The following is a 14779-nucleotide window of genomic DNA, read 5'->3' on the forward strand; positions in this document are numbered from 1 at the left end:
GGCGGATGCGGGTTTTTCGGGACGGGTACGGGGTTCCGCATCTGCGGGCCGACTCGGTGGATGAGCTGGCCTTTCTCCAGGGGCGGATCACCGCCGCCGATCGGGGTGAGCAGATCGAGATCGAGCGCCGCCGCTCCGAGGGCCTGCTGTCCGAGCTGATCGGACCGGAGGGGCTCGGGTGGGACCGGTTCGCCCGCCGCGCCCGGATCGACGACACCGCGCGCCGCTGTTTCGCCAAGCTCGAACCCAGGACGCGGGAGTGGCTGCGGGCGTACGCGGAAGGGGTTCGCGCCGGCGGCATCGCCTGGCATCCGTGGTCGTCGCTCGGCGTGTTCCTGGCCCGGCACATCATGTTCGCCAGCTTCGGCAGCAAGCTGTGGAACGCGCACGTCGAACGCACCCTCGGCCCGCAGGCGGTCGGCTGGTTCCGGGCCGAGTCGGCCGCGAGTTCGGGCAGCAACGCCTGGTCGATTCCGGGCGAGATCGCCGGCGACCCGCATCGGCTGATCGAGCTGCCGGGCGTCTACCAGCAGATCCGGCTGTCGTGCCCGGAGTTCGACGTGGCCGGCCTGACCTTCGCCGGCGTCCCGGGCGTGCAGCATTTCGGGCACGCCGGCGGTGTCGCCTGGGCCGTCACCAACGCGATGGCCGACTACCAGGATCTGTTCATCGAAGAGGTGCGCGGTGCCGAGGCGCGCGGTCCGCGGGGGTGGGAACCAGTCAAGATCCACACCGAGACCATTCCCGTACGAGGGGGAGGCAGTGAACTGGTCGAGATCACCGAGACGGCCCGCGGGCCCCTCGTCGAAGGTTCACTGAGTCTGCGCACGCCCGCCCGGGTCGACTTCGATCTCGGCTTCGACGCGTTGCTGCCGCTGCTGCACGCGTCCACCGTGGACGATGTCGCCGCCGCCCTCGAGCGCTGGGTCGAGCCGGTCAACAGCATCCTCACCGCCGACACCAGCGGGCGTGTCCTGCAGCTCACCGTCGGCCGGGTTCCGGTGCGCGACAAGCGGAACGGGCGCGTTCCGGTGCCGGCGTGGGATCCGGCCTATGCCTGGGAGCCCGGTCATGTGCCGATGACCCGGGTCGAGGTGACCGGCACCGCGGTCAACGCCAACGACCGCCGGCCGGACACCGAGGCGTACGGGAACGCCTTTGCCTCGAAGAAACGGGCTCACCGGATCCGTCGGCTGATCGACGACGGGGTTCCTTCCCCGCGCATCCACATGGACACGCCGATGCCCGCCGACAGCGTCGAAGCCGGTCGGCTCGCGGCCTGGCGCAGCGAGATCGCGCGGCGGCTGGCCGAGCAGCCGGCGCTGAAGCCGCTGCTCGAGCCGACCGGGTTCGACCCGCTGTTCGACGGCTGGACCGAACCTCGCGCGCGGATCGGCACGACGCTCGACGGGGTGCTGGCCGGGCTCGGGCTGACCGCCGAAGAGGTGGTCGATCCGGCGACGATCGAGTCCGGTCCGTGGGGTGAGAGGCACCTGCTTGATCCCGTACGCCTCCCGGGGTCGGACGCCACCATCCCGCGCACCGAACTCGGCGGCGAACGCGACTCGGTGCTCTGCCTCTCCAGCATCCCGGGCGTGACCGACCTGTGCTCGAAAGGCCCGGTGGCCCGCTACGTCTGGGACATCGCCGACCGGCAGCGCAGCCGCTGGATCGTGCCGTTCGGGGCGTCCGGTGATCCCGGTTCGCCGCACTTCGCCGACCAGTTGCCGCTGTGGGCCGCGGGCGAGCTGATCCCGCTGGTCACAGACTGGTCCGCGCTGGTCGAGGAAGATCTAGGCTGAGTCTCATGGAGTTTCGCGCGGAGCTGCAGCGTACGGGGAACACGACCACCGGCTTCCAGGTGGCCGACGAGATCGTCACCGGGCTCGGCGGGGGCGGCCGGCCCAAGGTCACCGTGCTCGTCAACGGCTACACGTTCCGGTCGTCGATCGCCAAGATGGGCGGCAGCTACTGGCTCGGTGTCAGCTCCGAGCGCCGCGCCGAGGGCGGTCTGACCGGCGGTGAGACGTACGACGTGGTGGTCGAACTCGACACGGCCAAGCGCGAGATCGAGGTGCCGGACGACCTGCAGGCCGCGCTCGACGCCGAGCCCGCGGCCCGCGACTTCTGGGCCACGCTCTCGTTCTCGAACCAGCGCTACCACGTCGACCAGCTGACCGCGGCCAAGACGGCCGAGACCCGGGCCCGCCGGGTCGCCAAGTCGGTCGCGACCCTGGCCTCCGGCAAAGCGCGCTAGGGTCCGTCTGGCGGATCACGAGGGCCCGCGCCGAGGCCCAGGCGGCGCCTGACGGCGTCCGCAGGACGGCCGAATCCAACACCGGGATGCGACCGCCCTGCGGCCGACGTCAGCCACCACCTGGACCGCACCGCAGACCCGCGTGATCCGCCCGACGCACCCTAGACCGGCCGGTACGCCACCTCCGGGTCGAGCAGCCGCATCCAGGGCGGCTGCCACGGCGTGGCCCGGCCGCTCATCTCGTCGAGCAGGTTGGTGCGCCACGGGCCCGAGACGCCGTCGTCGGCCCACCACTTCGGCCACGAGTCGTAGCGCCGCTCGATCAGGACGCTGGTCGCGGTGGTCTGCACGCGCAGGAACAGCCAGCGCCCGTAGCGGGGGTCCGACTCGGCCCGCCGCAGCCCGCGCAGCAGCTCGCTGACCTCGCGGAAGGCGCCGAAGCTGGTCTCGCCGGGCCGGTCGGCGGGCGGGTGCGGGCCGGCCTGCACGCTCAGGCTGGTGGCGTCGGCGTAGGCCAGCACCGTGCAGCGGCCGTCGTGCCCGGGCGCCCGGTCGCGCATCCAGGCGGCCAGCGACTCGAGCTCGGCCGTGTCCGGCGGCTCGGGCCGGCTGAGCTCGCCCGCGTCGTGCATCGCGGCCCACACCAGGCGGTCGTGCTCGCCCTGGCTGAGCCGGCGGACCCGGCGCATCGGCGGGCGTTCCCCGGCCGGGATGCGCGGCGGCCGGGTGCCCGACGTGATGCCGCCCCGGCCCGCCGCGAACAGCGCCGCCCGCAGATCGAGCGCGGGCTCGGTGAGCCGGCCCAGCAGCCGTTCGAACGCCGCGCCGCCGACCTCGCCCCGGACGGCCGCGGTGACCAGGTCTTCGCTCGCCGTCCGCACCTCGTCGCGTTCGGCCGGTGTCGACAGCTCGTGCTGGCCCCACTCGGTGACGATCTCGCTGAGTTCCTGCAACGCGTTCTCGGTGCTCAGTACGGGACCGACGGTCTGCACCAGGCCGTCGCTCAGCCCGTCGCGATAGCGGACCCGCGACCAGCGGCCCTCGGCGTGCCACACCACGAAACCGAGCCGGTCGGCCTCGGCCAGCGCGGTCAGGTCGGTCCAGGGCAGCCACTCGGGGGCGCCGGTGAGCAGGTCGATCGGCGGGTCGGCGTCGGCCGTGGCGCTGTGGTCGCGGTCGTAGCCGAACAGGACCGCCCGGGCGCCGTCGATCAGGGCCAGGCGGGCCCAGCTGCCGCCGTGGTCGTCGCGGTGGGCGCCGCGCTCGTCGACATACCAGATGTCCGCGTAGCCGATGCCGCTCAGTGCGGCGGACAGCGTCGCCCAGCGGGTCCAGAGCAGTCCGGGGGCGGGCAGGTCGACATCGGTGAGCATCCGTCCACTGTGCCAAATGGCCGTGTGCCAATTACACCCCCCTCTCGGCTACTGCGCATGCTCTGCTAAATCGAGTCCCAATCACCATGCGTCACCGGCGCCGGGGTTCTCGCCCGGCATCTCCGTTTTTATGCGCATCGAGCAAGATCACTGTGCGTGCATCGACTATCTACAATGCCGGGGGTCCGCGGCACCGCAGCCGCGGTCCCACCGTCAGAAGGGTCGTCCGTATGCCACTGAAGACGCACCGACTACTGACCGCGGCACTCGCCGGCGTTGTCGCGGCCGGCGCCGCTCTGGTCGGCGCCAGTCCCGCTTCCGCCGGGGGCGCCAACTCGGAAGCTCGGCTCGTCGACGCTGTGCCTACGCCGAAGCTCGACTGGTACAAGTGTTACGACATCGCCGAGTGTGCCACCGTCCAACTGCCGCTCGACTATCGCAAGCCCAAGGGCAAGACCACCGAGATCGCCGTGCTCCGGGTCAAGGCCAAGAATCAGGCCAAGCGCATCGGCAGCCTGTTCGTCAACCCGGGTGGCCCGGGTGGCTCGGCCACCCAGCTCGCGCTGGCCGCGCCCTACTTCCTGAGTGACTCGCTGCTCGAGCGCTTCGACGTCGTCGGCGTCGACCCGCGCGGCATCGGCGCCAGCGAACAGGTCCGGTGCTTCCCGTCGGTCAAGGCGCAGACCGAGGTGCTCAACCTGATGAACGTGCCGTTCCCGGTCACTGCGGCCGAGGAACGCAACTACGTGGCCGGCTCCAAGAAGCTGGGCCAGGCCTGCTCGACCACCGGCCGTCCGCTGACCGCGCACTCGTCCACGGCCGAGGTCGCCCGTGACATGGACGTCGTCCGCCGGGCCGTGGGCGACAAGAAGCTCAGCTACCTCGGCTTCAGCTACGGCAGTGCACTCGGGCAGTACTACGCCAACATGTTCCCCGACCGCTTCCGGGCCCTGGTCGTCGACGGCGTGCTCGACCCGCAGTCGTGGGTCGGCAACAGCCGCCAGATCCTCGACCAGCGTCTGCGTTCGTCCGACGGCGCCCACAAGGCCCTGATCGAGATCCTGAAGCGCTGCGACAAGGCGGGCGAGACCAAGTGCGTGTTCGCCGAGGGTGACCCGGTCAAGCACTTCGACCAGGTCGCGCAGCGGCTCAAGACCGATCCGGTCGAGTTCCCGGACGGTGCCGGCGGCACGATCCAGGTGACCTACGCGGTCTTCATCGGCGCCGTCCTGGGCTCGCTCTACAGCCCCGACGCCGGGGCCGGAGTGACCCAGTTGGCCGACGAGGTCGCCACGGCGCAAGAGGGCGGCACGACTGCTCCGCTGCTCCAGCGGGTCAACGCGGCCAAGGCGTCCCGGGCCTACGACTTCCCGTACGAGAACGGCCTCGACGCGGGCAGCACGGTGATCTGCACCGACGGCTACCACCCGGCGAACGCGTCGTCGTGGCCGGCCGCCGTGGACCGCCGTGACAGCCAGGCGCCCTACTTCGGACGCTCGTGGGGCTGGATCGACAGTCAGTGCGCGAACAAGACCTGGACCGTGCGCGACCCGATCGCGTACACCGGGCCGTTCACCAACCGTACGAGCAGCAAGTTCCTGATCGTCGGCAGCTTCTGGGACCCGGCGACCAACTATGCCGGGGCGGTCTCGTCCCGCGCGCTGGCTCCGAACGCGAGCCTGCTGTCCAGCAACAACTGGGGTCACACCGCGTACGGGACCAGCGTCTGCTCGACCACCACGATCGACAACTATCTGCTGACCGGCACGGCTCCGCAGGACGGTAAGACCTGCACCGACGCGCCGCAGCCGTTCACCGAGGCGCTGCCCGCGGCTCCGTCGTCGCTCAAGGCCGCCACCGCCAAGCGGCTGCCGCCCGTCGCGACGCCGAAGCCCAACTCGATTCTGATTCCGGCCGGCTGATTGATTCCGTACGGGGCTTCCGTCGCTATTGAACGATGTGACGGAAGCCCTCGTCGGAAGGCTTCCAGTCGGCGCTGTCACGCGTGTCGGCGGTGTGACCGGTGATGGCGGCGGCGAGGATCAGGACGAAGAAGAGCGCGATAACGAAGGTCATGACAGAGAGTCTCGTCGCGCTCGCCCATGGTCGACAGTGGCAGTGATGCCATGCACCTTCAAAATCCTGCCAAACGGCCGTATGCTCCGTCACATGCTGCGCAATGTCGCCGTGATCGCCCTCCCGCCGGTCGCCGTTTTCGAGCTCGGCGTGCTGTGCGAGCTGTTCGGCTACGACCGCACGGCCGAGGGGCTCCCGGCCTACGACTTCGCCGTCTGCTCGCTCGACGGCGGTCCGGTGCCGAGCCGGGCCGGTTTCGACATTTCCGTACGCCATGACCTGTCCCGCACCGACGACGCCGACCTGGTCGTCGTCGCCCCGTTCGACAGCGTCGAGTTCGAGCCTCCTTCTGAAGTCCTCGACGCGCTGCGCCGGGCCCACGAGCGCGGTGCCTGGGTGATGAGCGTGTGCACCGGGGCGTTCGCGCTGGGTGCGGCCGGCCTGCTCGACGGGCGCCGCTGCACCACCCACTGGCTGCATGCGGCCCGCCTGGCCCAGCGCTACCCGGCCGCGATCGTCGACCCCGACGTGCTCTACGTGCAGGACGACCGCATCCTCACCAGCGCCGGCACGGCCGCCAGCATCGACGCCGGGCTGCACCTGATCCGCCAGGAGCACAGCACCGCCGTCGCCACGATGCTGGCCCGGCGGATGGTCGTGCCGCCGCACCGCGAGGGCGGCCAGGCGCAATACATCGAGACCCCGCTCCAGGCGATCGAGTGCGCGACCCTGCAGCCTGTGCTCACCGCCGTGCTCGCCGTCCTCGACCAGCCGCACACCGTCGACTCCATGGCCGAGCTGGCCCACATGGCCCCGCGGACGTTCGCCCGCAAGTTCCGCGACGAGACCGGCGCCACCCCGCACGATTGGCTGATCAGCCAGCGCATGCTGCTCGCCCGCAACCTGCTCGAGGAGTCCGACCTCGGCGTCGACACGATCGCGGCCCGGGTCGGGTTCGGCAGCGCGGCGACCCTGCGGCACCACTTCGCCCAGCGCCTGGCCACCACTCCGCAGGCCTACCGGGGGACGTTCCGATCGTCACAGCCGGTGTAGGGCCGCCCTCGGTGGGGCACGATCGAGGTCATGGCGAAAACTCCCGGCCCCACGGTGTTCGTGCTCTTCGGGGCGACCGGTGACCTGGCCCGGCGAATGGTGCTGCCGGCCTTCTACACACTGGCCATCGAGGGTCTGCTCCCCGAGGACTGGGTGCTGATCGGCAACGGCCGCGGGGACGTGTCGCACGAGAACTTTCGTGGACACGTACGGGAAGCGCTCGAAGAATTCGGCCCGAAACCGTCGAAGGGGCCGTGGAAGGAGTTCGCGTCCCGGTTGCGGTTCGCCGGGGGCGGGTTCAACTCGGATGACCCGGGCAGCCTGCTCGACGTGATTTCCGAGGCCCGCACGCGGAACTCGCAGCTCGTGCACTATCTGGCCATCCCGCCGGTCGCGTTCGAAGAGACGACCAAGGCGCTGGGGGAGCACGGCCTCGCGAAAGGGTCGCGGGTCGTGTTCGAGAAGCCGTTCGGCACGTCGCCGTCGTCGTTCCGCGCGCTCAACCGGCTCGTGCACCGCGTGCTCGACGAGGAGCAGGTCTATCGGATCGACCACTTCCTCGGCAAGGAGGCGACCCAGAACCTGCACTTGGCCCGGTTCGCCAACCAGGCACTGAGCGCGATGTGGAGCCGCGAGCACATCGAGAGCGTGCAGATCGACGTGCCCGAGACCCTGGGCGTCGAGCAGCGGGCCGAGTTCTACGACGCGACCGGCGCCGTGCTCGACATGCTGGTGACACACCTGTTCCAGGTCGCGGCCGAGGTCGCCATGGAGCCGCCGGCCAGCTTGGACGCGGCCGGCCTGCAGGCCGCGCGCGAACGGGTGATCCGGTCGTTCCGCCCGCTCGACCCGGCCGAGGTGGTGCTCGGGCAGCACACCGGCTACAAGTCGATCAAGGGGGTACGGCGGGGATCGGACACCGACACGTACGTGGCCGCCAAGCTGTGGATCGACAACCCGCGGTGGAAAGGGGTGCCGTTCCTGCTCCGTACGGGAAAACGGCTTTCCGCCAGCCGGCAGGTGGTCAGCCTGGTGCTCAAGACGCCCGCGAAGCCGCTGGCCGGACTGCCCGCGCAGGGCAACGTGCTGTCGTTCGACCTGGCCGGCGACGGCACCATCGACCTTTCGCTGCTGGTGAAGAAGCCCGGGGTAGCGCTCGAGGTGGAGCCCGGGTCGGTGCGGTTGCCGCTCGACACCCTGCCGGACGGGGAGCCGCTGCCGCCGTACTCGCGCCTGATCCACGACGTGCTGCTGGGGGACCGGTCGCTGTTCACCCGGCCCGACGGGTTGAGCGCGACGTGGAAGACCGTGGAGCCGTTGCTGACTTCCAAGCCAAAGCCTTCCCCGTACGCCCAGGGGTCGTGGGGCCCAGCGGCGGCGCGCAAGGTGGCGGCGCCGCACCGGTGGCTGCTCGGTCAGTGAGTCCTCAGGAAGACGGCGTTGCCGTCGGGGTCGGCCAGGCCGTCGGCGGTGCGGGTGGCGCCGAGCGCCAGCAACTCAGCCACGGTCTTCTCGTCGGCCTCGATCTCGAATCGGACGCGGTCCGGCCCGATCCGCGGGCTGTAGGGCGGCCCGCCCCACGTGATCTTCGTGCCGCCCCGGGGTGACTGGATCGCCGTCTCCTCGTCCTGGTCCCAGACCAGCGGCCAGCCCAGCGCGGCGCTCCAGAAATAGCCGACCTCCGGAGGGCCGTCGCCGGCCAGATCGCCCACGGCGCCGGTGCCGGCCAGGAAGTTGTTGCCCGGCTCGATCACACAGAACTCGTTGTCCTCGGGGTCGGCCAGCACGATATGGCCCTCGTCGCCCTTCTGCCCGACGTCGAAACGGCGGCCGCCCAGCTCGAGGGCGTGCGCCACCATGCGTTGCTGGTCGTCCAGAGACTGGCTGGTCAGGTTGAAGTGGGCGAGGTTGAGGCCCGGCTTCGGTACGTCGACCGGGAAGAACCGGATCGGGATCGCGCGGTCGTCATCCGGCGACACGAGGCGGTGGCCGTCCCGGTTCCAGCCCAGCAGGGCCGACCAGAAGGCGGCCAGCCGCTCGGGGTCCTGGGCGGCGAAGCAGATCGCGGTGAGGCGAGCAGTCATCTTCGCTTTCTACGACGTGGTGCGGTCGATCGCATCCGATTAATTGTTCAGGTAAGACTGGTCAGTTTTACCTGAAGGAATTACCGTTAGCCTGGTGAACGACATTCCGGAGAGTGCGGCCCGCGCCGCCACCGACCTGCGCGTGGTGTTCAGTCGCGTGCGGCGCCGGCTGCGTGAGGTGGCGGCGCTCGGCGACCTCACCCCTTCGCAGACGTCGGTGCTGAGCCGGCTCGACAAGGGCGGACCGGCCTCGATGAGCGACCTGGCCGCGGCCGAGCAGGTGCGCCCCCAGTCGATGGCGGCGACGCTGGCCGCGCTGGGCTCCGATGACCTGATCACCAAGCAGCCTGACCCGACCGACGGGCGCCGCCAGCTCGTCTCGCTCACTGAATCGGGCCGGGAGAAGATCGCCGTGTCGCGCCGCAGCCGCGAGGAGTGGCTGGCCCGGCAGCTCACCGACGACTTCACCGAGGCCGAGCGCCAGACCCTGATCGAGGCGATGGCCCTGCTCGACCGGCTGGCCAACCGGTGACCGGTCCGGCTGCTTCGCGGTCCGCCGGCGTCTCCGCTTCGGCCGGCTCGCGTTTCGATCGCAAGCTGATCGCGCCGATGGTCCTGGGCTCGATCCTCAACCCGGTCAACTCGTCGATGATCGCGGTCGCGCTGGTGCCGATCGGGGTCGCGCTGCACGCCCAGCCGGCCGCCACCGCGTGGCTCGTCTCCGGGCTCTACCTGGCCACGGCCACCGGCCAGCCCGTGGTCGGCAAACTCGTCGACCGCTACGGCCCCCGCGCCCTCTACCTGGCCGGAAGCGCACTGGTCGGCATCGCCGGCATCATCGGCCTGCTCGCACCCACGCTGGGCGTGCTCGTCGTCTCCCGCGTCCTGCTGGGCCTGGGCACCTGCGCCGGTTTCCCCGCCGCCATGTACCTGATCCGCCGCGAATCCGAGCGCACCGGCCTGGACAGCCCGCGCGGCGTCCTGACCACGCTCTCGGTCTCGGCCCAGACAATCGTCGTGATCGGACCCAGCCTGGGCGGCCTGCTCATCGGCGTGGCCGGCTGGCGCGCGATCTTCGCCGTGAACATTCCGCTGGCCGTCGCATGCATCATTCTTGCCCTCGTACGACTCCCACGCCCGGCCCGCCCCGCGACGCGTGAGCCGCTCGACCACCTCGGCATCGGCCTGTTCGCGGGCATGCTGACCGCGCTGATGCTGTTCCTGATGAGCCCCTCGATCGGCGAGCTCTGGCTCCTCGCCGTCACCGTCGCCTGCGGGGCCGCCTTCGGCTGGCGCGAGCTGCGTATCACCGAGCCGTTCCTCGACCTGCGCGTCTTCGGTGGCAACGCGCCGCTGATCGCCACGTACGGTCGCGCCCTGCTGGCCCAGACCGCCGCCTACGCGTACCTCTACGGCTTCACCCAATGGCTCGAAGCCGGCCGCGGCCTGAACGCCACCCACGCCGGCCTGCTCCTCCTACCCATGTCGCTGCTGGCCATCGGCGTCTCCACGGTCAGCGGCCGCCGCCCCGGTTTCCGGGCCAAGCTGCTGGTCGGCGCGACCGCCCAACTGGTCGTCAGCGTGCTGATGCTCGTCCTGAACGCCGGCAGTCCCGTGTGGCTGCTGGTCCTGATATCGGCCGTGTGCAGCCTGCCCCAGGGCCTGAACTCGCTGGCCAACCAGAACGCCCTCTACTACCAGGCCGACCCCGCCCGGATCGGCGCCTCGGCCGGCCTGCTCCGCACGTTCTCCTACCTGGGCGCCATGGTCTCGTCGGCCGCCACCGGAGTCTTCTTCGCCCACGGCGCCGACACCGCGGGCCTGCACTCGTTAGCCGGCTTCCTGATCGTCGTAGCGGCCTTGCTGATCATCATGGTCGCCGCCGACCGCTCCCTGTCCGGCCTGGGCCGCGGCACGTCCCCGGCCCCGTCCGCCCGCGTCTGAAAGGCTCCGCCATGCCCGTCACCACGCTCGATCCGCGCACCGCGCTGGTCGTGATCGACCTGCAGCAAGGCATCCTCGCGACCCCGGCCACACCGATCTCCGTAGCCGAAGTGGTCGCCCGCACCGCCACTCTGGCCGACGCCTTCCGCATTCACGGCCTGCCGGTGATCCTGGTCCGAGTCTCCGGCCACCCCGACGGCACCGACTCGGTGCCCGGCCGCACCGACACCGGCCCGCGCCCGTCCGCACCCCGCCCCGACGGCTGGGACGCCCCCGTCCCCGAGATCCGTGGAACCGACGACATCGTGGTGACCAAGCGCAATTGGGGCGCCTTCTACGGCACCGACCTGGACCTGCAACTACGCCGCCGCGGCATCACCCAGATCGTGCTCACCGGCGTTGCCACCAGCATCGGCGTCGAGTCAACGGCCCGAGCCGCCCACGAACACGGCTACCACGTCACTATCGCCACCGACGCCGTCTCCGACCGCGTCGAGGCCGCGCATCACAACAGCATCGACCACATCTTCCCCCGCCTGGCCGAGACCGGCTCCACGGCTGACATCCTCGCTCTGCTGAAACAACGCTGACGCCGGCCCGCCGGACGGTCGCGTCGTCGCCCTCTGCCGGCCACGATCACGCCGACCGCGGCTGGTCCGGCGTCGTCGAAGCTGTAGCCGACGGGACCCGGGATCTCCACCGCGCGGCCACGCGTTACAGCGGGGAAGGCCGCGTTCCGCCGTTTACCGGTCGCAAGCTCGGCCGGTCTTGGTCGGCGAGTTCGCGAGCTGTTTTGATTCGGGGACGTCGGCGGCCGGGTTCCACCCCGAGATCGCAGGCCAGTCGTCTGCTGCGTGACCCGGCCTACCACTGCTGTCGCCGTCGGAGTGCGGCCGCGCTCAAAGCGATGGGCGACGACGGTGCGGGTGACCACGGGCGGGACGCCTCGTCGGCGCGAGCGGTCGGTGGTTTCGCGAGGTCGATCATGCGCGGGCTCCGCACGAAACTCGGCGTTGCCGGGGGATCAGCCTCCGCGGGCTGACGCCGGGGCTGAATCGTCAGGGGGCGATCAACCGGGCCGCCTCGGCGACCGTGCTGACCGTTCGGGCCGACGGTGCCGTGGCCGGGCGATTCACCATGATGACCGGGATGTGACGCTCGCGGGCCGCGATCAGTTTGGCGTCCGGACCGCCGCTGTCCTTCGTCACCAGCACGTCGATCCGGTGCCGGGTCAGCAACCGGCGTTCGCCCTCGAGCGTGAACGGACCCCGGTCCAGCACCACCTCGAGCCGGGCGGGCATCGGCGGCTCCGGCGGCTCGACCGAACGCGCCAGGAACCAGGCGTCCACCGAAGCGAACTCGCCGATGCCCTGCCGCCCGGTCGTGAGAAAGACGCGGTGGCCGAGCCGGGGGAGCAGGGCGGCAGCTTCCCCCAGTTCCCGTACGCGGTGCCAGACGTCCCCGGCCTGCTCCGACCATCCGGGTCGACGCAGCACGATCAGCGGCACCCCGGTGACGGCGGCTGCGGCACCCGCGTTGTCACTGATCACCGCGGCGAACGGGTGCGTCGCGTCGACCAGCACGTCGATGCGCTCGGCCTCCAGATAAGCGGCCAGCCCCGGAGCGCCCCCGAACCCGCCGATCCGCACCTCACCGGCGGGCAGCAGGGGAGTGGACGTCCGGCCGGCAAGCGAGCTGATCACCGCGATGCCGCTCTGCGAAAGCGATCCCGCCAACGCCCGCGCTTCGCTGGTCCCGCCAAGAATCAGCACCCGTCGATCGGCCGGGCCCGATCCAGTCCGAGCGGCGCCGATGGTGGAGCCGCCGGCAACGACACCCTCATGCGGATTCAGGCTGACCTCACCGGGCTGCCCGTGCTCGCCGGAAATTTCTGACATGTCAGGTGTCGCGGCAGCGGGCGGCCGAGTACAGGTGACTGTCGGGGAACTGGGCCGCGGTCAGCGCCGGCCCCACGACGATCACTGCGGTTCGACGGATGCCGGCCTCGGTGATCTGGGCGGCGATGTCGTCCAGGGTTCCGCGCACGATCACCTCGTCGGGGCGGGAAGCGCGCGCCACCACCGCCACCGGGCACGATGGGCCGTAAGCGGGCAGCAACTCCTCGACCACCGCTTCGATTCGCTGTACGGCCAGGTGCAGCACCATCGTGGCGCCGCTGGCCGAGAGGGTCTTCAAGTCTTCGCCGGGTGGCATCGCGGTGGCCCGTTCGGCGGTTCGGGTCAGGATCACGGTCTGGGCCACCCCGGGAACCGTGAACTCGCGGGCCAATGATGCCGCCGCGGCCGCGAAGGACGGGACGCCGGGCGTCACGTCGTACGGGATGCCTTTCTCGTCCAGGCGGCGCATCTGTTCGGCCACCGCGCTGAACACCGACGGGTCGCCCGAATGCAGGCGGGCTACGTCGTGCCCGGCCGCGTGGGCGTTCGCCATCTCGGCGATGATCTCGTCGAGGGTCAGCGGCCACGTGTCGACCTGGCGGCTGCCGGGCGGGCCGAACTCCAGCAGTTCGGGCGGCACCAGACTGCCCGCATAGAGGCACACCGGCGAGGCGGCGATCAGGCGTTGCCCCCGCACGGTGATCAGGTCCGCCGCCCCGGGACCGGCCCCGATGAAGTGAACCGTCAAGACGTCACCGCGCCCGGAAAGGGCGTCACCGCGCCCGGAAGGCCGGCGGAAAGCCGGGTCACCGACCAGATCGTCACCGGCATCATCGGTCTCCATCCTGTGAAGCCGCCCACCGGCGAACCCCGGCTCACCGACAGGCGGGTCAGCTCGCCGCCCAGCTCGGCGTACGCGGCGGCCAGCGTGGCCTCGGACTCCAGCGTCACCGCGTTGGCGACCAGGCGGCCGCCGGGACGCAGCGCCGCCAGGCAGGCCTCGAGCACGCCCTCGCGGGTCAGGCCGCCGCCGATGAACACCGCGTCGGGCGTGGGCAGGCCGGTCAGCGCATCGGGCGCCGGGCCGGTGACGACCTCGAGCCCGGGCACACCGAGATAAAGAGCATTTGTCCGAATTGTGGTGACGCGAGCGGGCGAGGACTCCACGGCATAGGCCCGGCAGTCCGGATGGCTGCGCATCCACTCGATGCCGATCGACCCCGACCCGGCGCCGACATCCCACAACAGGGCGCCCGGCGTCGGCGCCAGCACGGCCATCGTCACCGCCCGCACCTCGCGCTTGGTGAGCTGCCCGTCGGTCTCGTAGAGCGAGTCGGACAGACCCGGCGCGACCGATATGCCGGAAACGCCAGGGGGGCACGACACGGCGATCACGTTCAAGGCGTCGCCCGGCGGATGCGCCCACGACGACGCGACCCCGGAGCAGATGTGCTCCGAAGGGCCGCCGAGCTGCGACAGCACGGTCATCGAAGCCGCGCCGAACCCGGCCTCGACGAGCAGTGACGCCACCCGACCCGGGGTCGTGGCGTCGCGGGACAGCACGAGCACGCGGCGGCCCGGGTTGAGGGCTCGGCGCAGGGTCGCCGGATCAGCGGTGACCAGGCTGATCACCTCGGTCGTGGCAAGCGGCCAGCCCAGGCGGGCGGCGGCCAGCGATACGGACGACGGGTGCGGAATTATCCGTACGCGGGAAGGGTCCGACAGCCGCATGATCGTCGCCCCGATGCCGTGGAACATCGGGTCGCCGCTGGCCAGCACCACGACCCCGGGCTCGAGCAGCGTGCCCAGGCCGGGCAGCAGCGGCGACGGCAGCGGAACCCGGCGCGCGGTCACCGACGGCGGCAACAGCGACAACTGTCGCGCGCTGCCCACGATCACCGGTGCTGAGGAGAGCGCGCTCACCGCCGTACGGGAAAGATCGGACCACCCGCCGGCGCCGATGCCGACCACCGTGACCAGGTCGGGGTTGTCGGCATCCACCCGCTGAACCTATCGCGCTCCTGGTCCGCGAGATTTTCCGCATCCGGTTGAGCGAAGGTGAGCCCGGGTGCGTAGAACACACCGACGGCTCCC

Annotated in this window: 14 protein-coding genes; 8 read left to right on the top strand and 6 right to left on the bottom strand. The window is 70.9% G+C overall.

Translation table 11 applies throughout. From position 1 onward, the window contains the following. The first annotated feature begins 5 nt into the window (after nucleotides 1-5). Nucleotides 6-1802, top strand: a complete 1797-nt coding sequence (locus tag KOI35_RS03215; protein WP_215784453.1) for a penicillin acylase family protein — start codon at nucleotides 6-8, stop codon at nucleotides 1800-1802. 5 nt (nucleotides 1803-1807) lie between these two features. Next, on the top strand, nucleotides 1808-2257 hold the full coding sequence (locus tag KOI35_RS03220; protein ID WP_215784454.1) for a YdeI/OmpD-associated family protein: 450 nt from the start codon (nucleotides 1808-1810) through the stop codon (nucleotides 2255-2257). 161 nt (nucleotides 2258-2418) lie between these two features. Here the strand turns inward: KOI35_RS03220 and KOI35_RS03225 are convergent, their stop codons facing one another. Further along, complete coding sequence (locus KOI35_RS03225; RefSeq protein ID WP_215784455.1) at nucleotides 2419-3630, bottom strand: hypothetical protein; 1212 nt, start codon at nucleotides 3628-3630, stop codon at nucleotides 2419-2421. Between the two features lie 230 nt (nucleotides 3631-3860). Between KOI35_RS03225 and KOI35_RS03230 the strand changes: the two genes are divergently transcribed. After that, complete coding sequence (locus KOI35_RS03230; protein WP_215784456.1) at nucleotides 3861-5552, top strand: alpha/beta fold hydrolase; 1692 nt, start codon at nucleotides 3861-3863, stop codon at nucleotides 5550-5552. A gap of 25 nt (nucleotides 5553-5577) precedes the next feature. Here KOI35_RS03230 and KOI35_RS48210 read toward each other — a convergent pair whose 3' ends face one another. Further along, nucleotides 5578-5706 carry a hypothetical protein gene (locus tag KOI35_RS48210; RefSeq protein ID WP_281419967.1) on the bottom strand — a complete coding sequence of 43 codons (129 nt, stop codon included), beginning with the start codon at nucleotides 5704-5706 and terminating at the stop codon, nucleotides 5578-5580. Nucleotides 5707-5799: 93 nt separating this feature from the next. Between KOI35_RS48210 and KOI35_RS03235 the strand changes: the two genes are divergently transcribed. Further along, nucleotides 5800-6759 (top strand): GlxA family transcriptional regulator, encoded by a 960-nt coding sequence (locus KOI35_RS03235; RefSeq protein WP_215784457.1) that lies wholly within the window; start codon nucleotides 5800-5802, stop codon nucleotides 6757-6759. 30 nt (nucleotides 6760-6789) lie between these two features. After that, nucleotides 6790-8181, top strand: a complete 1392-nt coding sequence (locus KOI35_RS03240; protein ID WP_215784458.1) for a glucose-6-phosphate dehydrogenase — start codon at nucleotides 6790-6792, stop codon at nucleotides 8179-8181. Here KOI35_RS03240 and KOI35_RS03245 read toward each other — a convergent pair. Further along, the gene (locus KOI35_RS03245) at nucleotides 8175-8843 is read right to left on the bottom strand and encodes a VOC family protein (RefSeq protein ID WP_215784459.1); all 669 of its coding nucleotides are present in this window, start codon (nucleotides 8841-8843) and stop codon (nucleotides 8175-8177) included. The genes KOI35_RS03240 and KOI35_RS03245 overlap by 7 nt on opposite strands. A 94-nt stretch (nucleotides 8844-8937) precedes the next feature. Between KOI35_RS03245 and KOI35_RS03250 the strand changes: the two genes are divergently transcribed. Genes KOI35_RS03250 through KOI35_RS03260 form a run of 3 tightly spaced genes read left to right on the top strand, consistent with a single transcriptional unit; the run spans nucleotide 8938 to nucleotide 11377 of the window. Beyond that, complete coding sequence (locus KOI35_RS03250; RefSeq protein ID WP_215784460.1) at nucleotides 8938-9375, top strand: MarR family winged helix-turn-helix transcriptional regulator; 438 nt, start codon at nucleotides 8938-8940, stop codon at nucleotides 9373-9375. After that, on the top strand, nucleotides 9372-10787 hold the full coding sequence (locus tag KOI35_RS03255; RefSeq protein WP_308120756.1) for an MFS transporter: 1416 nt from the start codon (nucleotides 9372-9374) through the stop codon (nucleotides 10785-10787). Before KOI35_RS03250 ends, KOI35_RS03255 begins: the two co-directional genes overlap by 4 nt. An 11-nt stretch (nucleotides 10788-10798) precedes the next feature. Beyond that, nucleotides 10799-11377 (top strand): hydrolase, encoded by a 579-nt coding sequence (locus tag KOI35_RS03260; RefSeq protein WP_215784461.1) that lies wholly within the window; start codon nucleotides 10799-10801, stop codon nucleotides 11375-11377. Nucleotides 11378-11845: 468 nt separating this feature from the next. Here KOI35_RS03260 and KOI35_RS03265 read toward each other — a convergent pair whose 3' ends face one another. The 3 genes from KOI35_RS03265 to cbiE all read right to left on the bottom strand — a co-directional run bounded on the left by KOI35_RS03265 (nucleotide 11846) and on the right by cbiE (nucleotide 14686). Next, a complete protein-coding gene (locus KOI35_RS03265; protein WP_308120757.1) occupies nucleotides 11846-12559 on the bottom strand; it encodes a cobalt-precorrin-6A reductase in 714 nt (237 codons plus the stop codon). Between the two features lie 127 nt (nucleotides 12560-12686). Next, the gene (gene cobM, locus KOI35_RS03270) at nucleotides 12687-13433 is read right to left on the bottom strand and encodes a precorrin-4 C(11)-methyltransferase (protein WP_215784463.1); all 747 of its coding nucleotides are present in this window, start codon (nucleotides 13431-13433) and stop codon (nucleotides 12687-12689) included. Next, complete coding sequence (gene cbiE, locus KOI35_RS03275) at nucleotides 13430-14686, bottom strand: precorrin-6y C5,15-methyltransferase (decarboxylating) subunit CbiE (protein WP_215784464.1); 1257 nt, start codon at nucleotides 14684-14686, stop codon at nucleotides 13430-13432. Before cbiE ends, cobM begins: the two co-directional genes overlap by 4 nt. Nucleotides 14687-14779: the final 93 nt, after the last annotated feature.

Source organism: Paractinoplanes bogorensis (genome assembly GCF_018829635.1).
GTDB lineage: Bacteria > Actinomycetota > Actinomycetes > Mycobacteriales > Micromonosporaceae > Actinoplanes > Actinoplanes bogorensis.